At 40.6% G+C, this 10,929-nt stretch carries 7 protein-coding genes and 1 pseudogene; 4 read left to right on the forward strand and 4 right to left on the reverse strand.

All coding sequences use genetic code 11. The features are described from left to right. Positions 1–160: 160 nt before the first annotated feature. Positions 161–325 carry a hypothetical protein gene (locus LZD48_RS17755; protein WP_235764025.1) on the reverse strand — a complete coding sequence of 55 codons (165 nt, stop codon included), beginning with the start codon at positions 323–325 and terminating at the stop codon, positions 161–163. 255 nt (positions 326–580) lie between these two features. Between LZD48_RS17755 and LZD48_RS17760 the strand changes: the two genes are divergently transcribed. Next, positions 581–826 (forward strand): CsbD family protein, encoded by a 246-nt coding sequence (locus tag LZD48_RS17760; RefSeq protein ID WP_310739868.1) that lies wholly within the window; start codon positions 581–583, stop codon positions 824–826. 143 nt (positions 827–969) lie between these two features. After that, complete coding sequence (locus LZD48_RS17765; protein WP_235764026.1) at positions 970–1,110, forward strand: hypothetical protein; 141 nt, start codon at positions 970–972, stop codon at positions 1,108–1,110. Positions 1,111–1,163: 53 nt separating this feature from the next. On the opposite strand, the gene LZD48_RS17770 is transcribed toward LZD48_RS17765, so the two are convergent. Then, positions 1,164–1,619 (reverse strand): SRPBCC family protein, encoded by a 456-nt coding sequence (locus LZD48_RS17770; protein WP_235764027.1) that lies wholly within the window; start codon positions 1,617–1,619, stop codon positions 1,164–1,166. A 232-nt stretch (positions 1,620–1,851) separates the two neighbouring features. Here LZD48_RS17770 and sspO point away from each other — a divergent pair, with 232 nt between their 5' ends. Next, positions 1,852–2,001, forward strand: coding sequence for a small acid-soluble spore protein SspO (sspO, locus tag LZD48_RS17775; protein WP_235764028.1), 150 nt, complete (start codon positions 1,852–1,854; stop codon positions 1,999–2,001). A 223-nt stretch (positions 2,002–2,224) separates the two neighbouring features. Here sspO and LZD48_RS17780 read toward each other — a convergent pair. Beyond that, positions 2,225–2,467, reverse strand: a pseudogene (locus tag LZD48_RS17780) (DegV family protein); the annotation flags it as partial. 468 nt (positions 2,468–2,935) lie between these two features. After that, positions 2,936–4,732, reverse strand: coding sequence for a glycoside hydrolase family 13 protein (locus LZD48_RS17785; protein WP_235764030.1), 1,797 nt, complete (start codon positions 4,730–4,732; stop codon positions 2,936–2,938). A 412-nt stretch (positions 4,733–5,144) separates the two neighbouring features. On the opposite strand from LZD48_RS17785, the gene LZD48_RS17790 reads away from it, so the two are divergent. Beyond that, the coding region (locus tag LZD48_RS17790; RefSeq protein WP_235764031.1) for a pullulanase at positions 5,145–10,929 on the forward strand (5,785 nt) is incomplete at its 3' end.

Raw genomic sequence — 10,929 nt, forward strand, 5'->3', positions numbered from 1 at the left:
GAGTTAGTGTGTGACACTTACCCATTTATATACCCCGCTTAAAAGTGTATGAATGCCGAACTAGATAAAATAATGGAATTACCAAGTGCGTATGAAATCGAGTTGAAAAACTAATGACGTAAAGCGCCCTCCAAAATGGACAGGGTGCTTTACGTCATTGTTAGTTGTGAAGATTGTTTCGGTACACTTCCATCGTAAACATTCTTTCTTTTTCAAGTCGTTCATTCATTTCAGATTCGATTCTCCTGATATAATGTGGGGGCAGGTCATGTTTTTTCGCTTGAAGCAATGTTTCTTCGAGGTACTTATCTGATTGATTCATCATTGTCCATATACCTCCTTTTTAATGGTATTGTTACCGCTTGCCGGAAATCTAAACGTAAACATGACTTACAAAATAGGGACAAGTTTATTACAGATTATGACAGAAATAGATAAGATGCCTTCTACTGATAATTTATGACACAAGGCTGTGATTTATTTCTTCCAAATTTTGTATGGATCATTTATATGAATATTGATGAATAAACCAAGAACACTCGTTGTTTGGGTTAAAGAATGATTTCCAAAAAGGGCATACATGTTTAATAATAATGAAGAAGGGAATATTTATTTGCAGAAAGGAGCAGATAATATGAGTGATGGTTTCAAAAATAAAGTAAATGGACAAATCGATAAGGCTAAAGGAGAAGCGAAGGATAGGCTAGGTAAAGCAAGAGATGATTTCTCCAAGCAAGCCGAAGGGAAATTTGATAAAGCAAAAGGTGACGTTAAAAAGAAAGTCGGAGAAATGAAAGATAAATTTGATGGTGATTCGTCACGATAAGTGAGAATTGCTTCTGAATAAAACATAAAAAGCTTTGCAACCTACCTTTGGCTGCAAAGCTTTTTATGTTGTCCAGCCGCTTTATCGCATAAATTCGCCTCCAAAAGAGAAACTAATATAAATCTTAAAAGGAGGCATCATTCATGCAAGAAAATAAAAATCGTCAATTTAAAGAGCGAGGCCAAAGCGGGGAACGTCGTAATGGCCGTAAAAGTCAATTTAAAAATTATAATGCTGAAAAAGGAGAGGAACCGAACGAATTTTTGAGTAAGCGAGAAGATTGAATTTAACCAATAAAAAGAGCGGAGAACTCAAACTCCGCTCGAAGCTTAGAAACTTAAGCCCGGTCCCCGACAACCTCTTTCATCCTATTCGCAACGGAAGTCGTCAATTCCTCAGCAGTTTTTGGAACAAACTTTTTTAAGACCCTATTAATCATCGGGCTCATCGCTCCTTTTGCAGTAATATCTAAATAGCCAGTCATTTTCGTGCAGTTTTCACCGTTTTTCTCTGCGTCAAAATAGCCACCGCCAGAGAAGTTATCCGACAGGCCGGATAGATTGAAGGTAACAAGGTTCGGTTCTTTCCACTCGGTAATATCAACTTTTAATTTGATTGTTTTCTTCATAAAACCTAAATCTCCTTTAAACTCCCAAGTGGATTCGGAGTCATTGATAAGTTCATGGTTGATATAACCCGGGACAAGCGGAGCCCAGTTATTAATCGAACTTACAAATGTCCATACTTTTTCGATTGGTAAATCTAACTCTGTACTATGTGATCCGTTAGGCATGCATCATTCTCCTTTAATCAATTTGGTATCCTCTTGCTTCATATGCGTGTGAACATTCTAGTATACATGATTTGTGCATATGTACGAAGATTTTCTTTATACAACTGTGCGAATGTTGCATTTGTTAGGTCTTATTATAATTTAAAATCCTGATGATGGAAAGCGGAGGGAATCTTTGTGCGAGCTTATAATTTTCCTTCAAATGCTGAATATATAATAAGGAGGTGTTCCGATGACGAAGAAAAAGTTAAGTAATGGCGGCTTCAGTGATGAGCAGGCAGTAAGGAAAAAGCTTTCCAAGAGTTTTGACCATGAGTTTGCCAATGAGCCACTAACTACGAATGAAAAGCTTAATAATAAAAAAACGAAAAAGCGTCAATAGTCTTGGTGAAAATAGCTGCAGTTTCTTAAATAGCGAACTGCAGCTATTTTTTGTTTCAGATACGTCCTATTTTGGAGGATATTTTCTATTGCGATATCACTCGCCCGCTCTTTAATCGCTTCATGGAGACCAACAGATTAGATTAAATACAATTGGTTCCGGTCCATGTCGTATTTACTAAAATAGTCGCGCAGCAGCTTTTCAGATACTTTTTCCATTTTACAAAGTCGTTATTTATGTTAGTGAAAAAGTCATGATACTCATGAGAATTTGTAGATGTTGTGGAAGGTATTTTTTGATTACGGGCATAAAAGTCATAAATTTCTTGAACAGGTAAGGTACCATCTAAATAATCCTTACCATCCATGATGACGTGCATAGGAACTACTTGTATATTATATTTTAACTTCAGGTCCTTCGGTAAATCTGCACCACTCTCTGTTGAAAAAATAATTTTACTTGTCATCGCATTTCCCCCAGTTTTGTATTCCTTTAACGTAATATTATATTTCTCACTATACAGGAAATGGGGGATAGGGGTAGCCTGTGGACGATATTCAGGCAGTATGCAGGGTATCGCTGTTCATTAAAAAGGGTGCCTAAATTGGGTATCTCTTCCAGCGAAGCAGCAGACCCCATCATAGTGGCAAATGGGTGGGCTTGTTATTAAGAAAACAGATATGAATCAATTAGATGAAGTGTTAGTGATAAAATTTGGCAGGACAGTTCGTGTCGTTTATTTTAACTATAAACGAATGCTTGAACTGTCCTTGTCTATAAAAATGATAAAATTTATCATGTGAATGAATTTCATAATTACCAAAGTCGGCTTTCCCATCACCATATGTAGTTGGGAACGAACCAATTCAACTACATATGGTGATGCATTAAATACGTATTATGAAATTCATTAATGTGTCATAAATATGTAGCTTCAAATCTTTTCTTCATTTCTAAACTCAAAAATGCGAAACTCTAATGGAGAGACTTTTATCTTATTTAACTGTACCAGCTGAATAGGCTCCCGTGAATATACTGTATCTTTACTCGTTCCAAGGAGTAATTCACTGCAATATTGTTCGAATGAATCTGGCAAATCTACAGTTTGTTCCTCCATACTATTATTAATAACAAAAAGGATACGCCGGTTATCTGCTTGCTTTTGATAGACTAATGTATTTGCTTCATTATCGTACGCAATGATTTGGAATGTGCCGTCATTTCCAAAAGCCGGAATTGTTTTTCGCATTTCAATCAGATTTTTTACAAACGTAAACAACTCTTTATTCTGCTTCGCTTCGTCCCATATCATACATGCACGGCAACCCGGATCTTGACCGCCTTCCATCCCAATTTCATCCCCATAATAGATACAAGGTGTGCCAATGAAGGAGAGTTGAAAGAGATATAGAAGTTTCACACGATCAATCTCCCCACCAGCCAATGTCAGAATCCGCGGTGTATCGTGGCTATCAAGCAAATTAAATGCAACTTCATTCACATTTTCCGGATACATATGCAATACGTTGGTAATGGTATTCGCAAAGTCCTCTGGAGACAGCCCCTGTTTTGCAAAAAAGTCAATCGCACTATTTGTAAACGGGTAATTCATGACAGCATCGAATTGGTCACCGCCAAGCCAGGGCATCGAATCATGCCAAATTTCTCCTAATAGATAAGCATCCGGCTTTACTCCTTTCACTACGCTTCTAAACTCTCGCCAAAACTGGTGATCCACCTCATTGGCAACATCTAAGCGCCAGCCGTCAATATCAAATTCTTCAATCCAGTAGCGTGCAACTTTTAGTAAATAGGCTTTCACTTCCGGATTTTCGGTATTGAGCTTTGGCATGGATCCAGCAAATCCGAATGTATGATAATTTGGTGTTGGATGTGTTTCTACAGGGAATTCACGAAGATGAAACCATTCCGTATACACGGATTCCTCCTGATTTTCCAGTACATCTTGAAAAGGAGGGAAATAATATCCGCTATGATTAAATACCGCATCAAGCATGACACGAATGCCTCGCTGATGACAGGCACGGACGAGACGGCGGAACGTTTCTTTATCACCAAATTGCGGATCAATTTCCATATAATCTATCGTGTCATATTTATGATTGGAATGCGCTTTGAAGATAGGCGTGAAGTAAATGCCCGTAATCCCTAAATCAACAAGATAATCCAAGTGATTGATAACACCTTGGAAATCCCCTCCAAAAAAGTTCGTCGCAGTTGGCGCAGCTGATCCCCATGGTAAAGTCCCCTCCGGATTTAATGCCGGATCTCCATTTCCAAATCGTTCTGGAAAAATTTGATACCAAATCGTGTCCTTCACCCAGTCTGGTGCTTGGAAGACATCGATTTGATTCAAGTAGGGAAAGCAGAAGTAATTGGAGATATCTGCTGGTGGGGAAGCATATATACCGCCTTCCGTGTAATAGCATGTTTCGCTGGAATCCGTGCAGCGAAAGGCATAACGCATTCTCCGAAATTCAGGCTTTACAGCGATAAACCAATAATCATGTAATGCTGTCGATCCGGACTTGATCATCTCAAGTGTTTCCGTCTGCCATTTCCCATCTTTCCAATCATATGGATCTCCAAACAGGAGAGTAACAGACTCCATATCATTCTTTTTGGTTTGTAGAAGGATATGTAGCGTATCTTTGTCATAGGCATACGCAAAATTATCCTTTGGGCGATGGTAGATTGCTTCATTTAACATTTACTTTTCTCCTTTCAAATTAGAAACCCCGATTTCCAGAGAATTGGAAATCGGGGTTGTTGTCATTTGCACAAAGCATTGCCCTTAAGTTGTTCTCCTTTTAATGTAATGTAAGCGGATTAAATTGTCAATAAAGAGATAGATTTGCCACTAATTTGCTAGTCTCTTTTTCTCTTTAAAATAAGCGAGAAGATAATGTTTGAACCGTCCTAATTTATATGAAAAACAAACAAATTAACTGAAAACGTTTGCATCATTTTGAATTAGAATATATAATCAAAAGGAAATTGAGCAAACGTTTTCACAAAAACATTATTTGAAAAGGTGGGATTTAAAGATGGAAAGATAAAGGTTCATTTCATTTACAAGAAAATCTGGGCAAACGTCACGCAATTATGAGAGGAGAGAAACAATGAATATGAAGCATTACCAAAGAAGTATATCTATTTTTCTAACAGCTCTTATGTTTATAAGTCTATTCTTTGGTATACAACCAGTTTCAGCTGCGAGCGGCGAGGGCACATCCCCTCGTGCACATTCGATGAGTGAAATTGCTGATGGCTCCTACCCTTCGACAGTCAGATTTGTTTATGAAAGGGAAAAGCAAGATTACGAGGATTGGAACATCTGGGTATGGAACACGGGTGCCAAAGACGATCAAATTGATTTTGACGAAGTAGGAGAGGTCGCGACAGCACATATTGAAGTTGGTTCAGCAACGACCAGTATGGGCTTTAAATTAAGAAAGGGTACCGATTGGGATGAGGTGGATGTAGAAGAAGACCGGACGATTAACATCAGTCCGACAGAAGACCTGACGAAAGTGTTTGTGAAAGAAGGGGAAACCGAATTCCGGACCGTTCCATTTATGCAAGCTCCTAAGATTGATGCAGGCAACGTAGAGTTTTTCTATCGTGATGCTGATTTGTATCGTGAGGATGCGATGGAGACGATCGATGCTGTTCAAGTGAAGTTGGATGGACAAGTTTACGATATGAATTTTGAAGCAGAGAACGAACGCTTTACTGGTACGGTGGAAAACCTGCCGGAAGGGGAATATGCGTATACGTATCTTGTTACGATTGATGGAGAGACGATAGAAATTGCTGATCCATACCATATCAATGAAGAGGGTAAATCGATAATTAATATCTCTTCCGAAGAATTAACCGTGACGACGGAAGTAGCACCCCGGGAGATCGACTATCATCAACATGCGGTGTTGACATTACATATGGAGGATGACCAGGGACAAGCGGTGGACAAGGAATCCATTCGGGAGATGTATGTTGATTTAACTTCAGTTGGTGGGGATGCGTTGACAACTATTGATCCTGAATTAAATGAGATAACAATCTCAGTTGCTGATTATATTGAGGCAGGTACAAAGGTATTGCCTGTTACAGTCACGGATGTGTACGGCGGGACACATGAGTCAGAGGCTAAAGTAGATATCAAACCGCGCGTTGTCAATGGAGAAGAGGATTTTGACTGGGATGAAGCAAGAATCTACTTTATGCTGACAGATCGTTTTGCTGATGGAAATCAAGAAAATAATAACAACATCGGCTATGACCCGACGAGCCCAGGTTCTTACCAAGGCGGCGATTTTAAAGGAGTTACGGAAAAGCTTGATTATCTGGATGAGCTTGGAATTAATACGATTTGGATCACGCCGATCGTTGAAAATGTGTATCATGATGCTGCTTATCAAGATGCAAATGCCGGTGGTATTCCGTACTATGGCTATCATGGGTACTGGGCAAAGGATTTTGAAAAACTGAATCCGCATCTTGGAACGCTGGCAGAGTTTCATGAGCTGATTGATGCTGCAAGTGAACGTGGCATCAAAATTATGGTGGATGTCGTATTAAACCATACCGGTTACGGTTTGAAACTGGATGATGGCGATTTGGAGGACCAACCAGAAGGCTACCCGACAGATGAAGATCGCTTGAAATTTCAGGATATGCTTCGTCAAGATGGTGGAAATCCTGGGAATGAGATAACTGGTGAACTTTCTGGACTGCCGGATTTTATTACGGAAAATCAGGAAGTACGTGAGCAAATTGTCGACTGGCAAGTAGGCTGGTTGGAAAAAGCGACAACGGAAAATGGGAATACGATCGATTACTTCCGGGTGGATACGGTGAAACATGTGGAAGATACAACATTAATGCACTTTAAAAATGAATTGACAAAAGCAAATCGAGAATTCAAAATGATCGGCGAAGCATTTGGGGCAACAGCAACAAATGACTATGCGGATCGTTACTTAAATACAGGAACGATGGATTCGCTTTTGGATTTCGAGTTCAAAACGATTGCGAGAGATTTAGTCAACGGTAATATTCATGCAGTGAATGGGAAAGTCCAAGCTAGAAGTGACTTGTTGGATAATAAGGCAACAATGGGCCAATTCTTAGGGAGCCATGATGAAGATGGATTTTTACAATATATCGGTGAGGAGGACACGAGTAAGCTGAAGGTTGCCTCTACACTTCAAATTACTTCGAAGGGTCAACCGGTTATTTATTATGGCGAGGAGTTAGGTCTTTCTGGCGAAGCAAATTGGCCGGAATATGATAACCGTTATGTCTTTCCTTGGGAGCAAGTGGAAGGTAACGATGTTCATGCGCATTACAAAAAGCTATTAAATATACGAAAAGATTATTCGAAGATTTTCTCTAAAGGAAGCTATGAATTATTAGCTGGAGACAATGATTCCGGGTATATGATTTTTGAACGGAGTTACGAAGGGGAGTCAGTTATCGTCGGTATTAATACGACAGAGGAAGCAGTAGATGTAACCTTTCAAACTCCGTATGTTAAAAATACTACTGCGGAAGATGTCTATAATGAGAGATCTGTTAGGGTTGGTGATGACCTGAGTGCAACGGTGACATTGCCGGCACGAACGGATGGCGGTACATTCATTTTAGTATCAGACAGTGAGGATGCTGAAGGAGACATTACGTTACCGGAAATTCCTGAAGACACATTGCGTGTCCACTATCAACGTGATGACAATAATTATGCCGATTTAGGACTATGGCTGTGGGAGGATGTGAGATCCCCGTCAGAGAACTGGCCAACAGGCTCTACCCCATTTGTAGATAGTCAAGTGACAGAGTATGGTGCCTACCTCGACATCCCGTTGCAAAGTGATGCGCAGAAAGTGGGATTGCTACTATTGAATACCGTAACAGGTGATAAAGAGGGTGCCGACAAGTTTATCGAGTTATTCTCTCCAGAAATGAATGAAGTATGGATCAAACAAGATTCAGATGAAGTTTCTTTAGTGGAGCCAATTGATTTACCGGACAATATGATTCGTGTTCATTATGAACGTGCCGATCAAACTTATGATGGCTGGTCACTATGGTCCTGGGGCGATGTTGCAGCACCTTCTGATGATTGGCCAAATGGTGCGAAAGACGCGCTTGGTATTGGAAAACACGGTGCATATTATGACCTTCTGTTATCGGAAAATGCCGAGGAAATCGAATTTCTTTTCATGAATAAAGATACAGAAGAACAAACAGGAGACTATAGTTTTAATATGCTTGATCACAATCAAATTTTCATAAAGGATGGGGACGAGCAAGTATATACAAATCCTTATGGCTCCATTCCAGTTATGCTTCTATCAGGAGATTTACTGTCAGATGAGAAAATTCAGCTCCGATTTACGAGAACAGAAGGCTTAACAGAAAATGATCTTTTAGAGGGCATTTCGGTAGTGGATAAAGATGATAATGAAGTTGAGATTGATCGTGTAGAAATAATGGATGATGCAATTGTAGAATTGTACAGTACATTTAATTTGGATCAGGCGCCATTTTCAGTAACTTACGAGGAGAAAACAATTTCTGTCTCTGGTGGCTGGAAAATGATGGATGAAATGTATGCTTATGACGGTGAGCTTGGCGCACAGCTACATGAGGATGGATCAGCGACATTAAAATTATGGTCACCGAAAGCAGAGAACGTTTCGGTGGTACTTTATGACAAAAATGATCAGTTCGATGTTGTACGTGACGAAATTCCAATGACATTAGGGGAACAAGGTGTTTGGGAAGTTATTCTTGATAATAAAAACACTGGTTTAAACAGTTTAGACGGATATTATTATCATTACAAGATTACCCATGACGGGGAAGAAAAATTAGCACTTGATCCATATGCGAAATCGATGGCCACATGGGCGAACCCTGAAGTCGGCGGAGAGTATCCAATTGGAAAAGCTGCAATTGTGGCCCCGTCTGCGATTGGGCCGGAACTGGATTACGCTGTGATTGACGGATTTGAAAAACGCGAAGATGCAATCATTTATGAAGCGCATGTGCGTGATTTTACATCGGATCCTACTATTTCAGGTGAATTGGATTCACAATTTGGTACGTTTCAAGCATTTGTTGAGAAACTGGATTATATAGAAGACCTAGGTGTTACTCATATTCAACTATTGCCGGTAATGAGTTATTTCTTTGGGGATGAATGGGCAAGTGATGAGCGTCTTCTGGAATGGTCATCAACAGATAATAATTATAACTGGGGCTATGACCCGCATAGTTATTTCTCCTTATCTGGCATGTATTCGGAAAATCCGGATGATCCGGAATTACGCATTGCCGAGTTCAAACGACTCGTTGATGAGATTCATAATCGTGGTATGGGGGTCGTGCTTGATGTTGTTTACAACCATACAGCACGCACAGAGATATTCGAAGACTTAGTGCCGCATTACTACCATTTTATGGATGTAGATGGTACACCGAGAGAGAGCTTTGGTGGTGGTCGTCTTGGTACGACACATGCAATGTCCCGTAAAGTGTTGGTAGATTCGATTGCATATTGGGTGGAAGAATTTAAGATTGATGGATTCCGCTTTGATATGATGGGTGACCATGACGCGGAAACCATTCAAATCGCCTATGATACTGCAAAAGAACTCAATCCAAATATCATCATGGTTGGTGAAGGCTGGCGGACCTATGTTGGAGATGAAGGGGAACCGGTTATGCCGGCAGATCAGGATTGGATGCAGCACACAGACAGTGTCGCTTCATTTTCCGATGAATTCCGCAATGAACTGAAATCTGGTTTCGGCAGTGAAGGAGAGCCGCGATTTTTAACAGGAGGAGCTAGAAATATCGAGCAAATCTTTGATAATCTGACGGCCAATCCCCATAATTTTACGGCTGATGATCCAGGTGACGTGCTAACGTACATTGCGGCTCATGATAACTTGACATTACATGATGTTATTGCTCAGTCGATAAAAAAAGACCCAGAATACCATGAGGAAGAGATCCATAAGCGGATTCGACTTGGAAATGCAATGGTCCTAACTGCGCAAGGTACCGCCTTCATTCATGCAGGTCAAGAATTTGGGCGAACGAAACAGTTTAGAGAAGAAACTGCAGAAGCACCATATAAATCAACATATATGACGGACGAGGACGGCAATCCATTTGTATATCCATATTTTATCCATGATTCCTATGATGCTTCTGATGCAATCAACAAGATTGATTGGGAAAAAGCAACGAATGAAGAATTATATCCGATTCATCATTTAACAAGAGCGTATACGACAGGATTAATCGAACTGCGTCGTTCCACTGATGCATTTCATTTAGGAACAAAGGATGAAGTGGATCGCAATGTGACATTACTCGATATCCCGGAAATTGCAACAGATGATTTAGTGATTGCATACCATGCGGTTTCATCGGATGAGACCGAAGAATATTATGTCTTCCTTAACGCAGATAACGAAGCGCGCACATTGTCATTAGGCGATGTTGATCTAAGCGCAGGTGTCGTTGTTGTTGATCACGATGAAGCTGGTGTGAGTGAAGTCGTCGATCCGAGTGGCTTTGAGCTTACTGGAGACCAAATAAAAGTCGATGCTTTGACTACAGTTATTGTGAAGCTAGGGGGTAAAGCACCTACTGAACCGGAGGACCCGAGTGATCCAGGAGATGAGACTCCTCCATCAGAACCGGAGGACCCGAGCGATCCAGGAGATGAGACTCCTCCATCAGAACCGGAGGACCCGAGTGATCCAGGAGATGAGACTCCTCCATCAGAACCGGAGGACCCGAGTGATCCAGGAGATGAGACTCCTCCATCAGAACCGGAGGACCCGAGTGATCCAGGAGATGAGACTCCTCCATCAGAACCGGAGG

This window comes from Oceanobacillus alkalisoli, from assembly GCF_021556485.1.
GTDB lineage: Bacteria > Bacillota > Bacilli > Bacillales > Amphibacillaceae > Oceanobacillus > Oceanobacillus alkalisoli.

Excerpts from the sequence above, each read along its gene's own strand:
- LZD48_RS17765 (WP_235764026.1), top strand. The coding sequence starts at position 970 with ATGCAAGAAAATAAAAATCGTCAATTTAAAGAGCGAGGCCAAAGCGGG.
- sspO (WP_235764028.1), top strand. The coding sequence starts at position 1,852 with ATGACGAAGAAAAAGTTAAGTAATGGCGGCTTCAGTGATGAGCAGGCA.
- LZD48_RS17770 (WP_235764027.1), bottom strand. The coding sequence starts at position 1,619 with ATGCCTAACGGATCACATAGTACAGAGTTAGATTTACCAATCGAAAAA.
- LZD48_RS17755 (WP_235764025.1), bottom strand. The coding sequence starts at position 325 with ATGATGAATCAATCAGATAAGTACCTCGAAGAAACATTGCTTCAAGCG.
- LZD48_RS17785 (WP_235764030.1), bottom strand. The coding sequence starts at position 4,732 with ATGTTAAATGAAGCAATCTACCATCGCCCAAAGGATAATTTTGCGTAT.
- LZD48_RS17760 (WP_310739868.1), top strand. The coding sequence starts at position 581 with ATGTTTAATAATAATGAAGAAGGGAATATTTATTTGCAGAAAGGAGCA.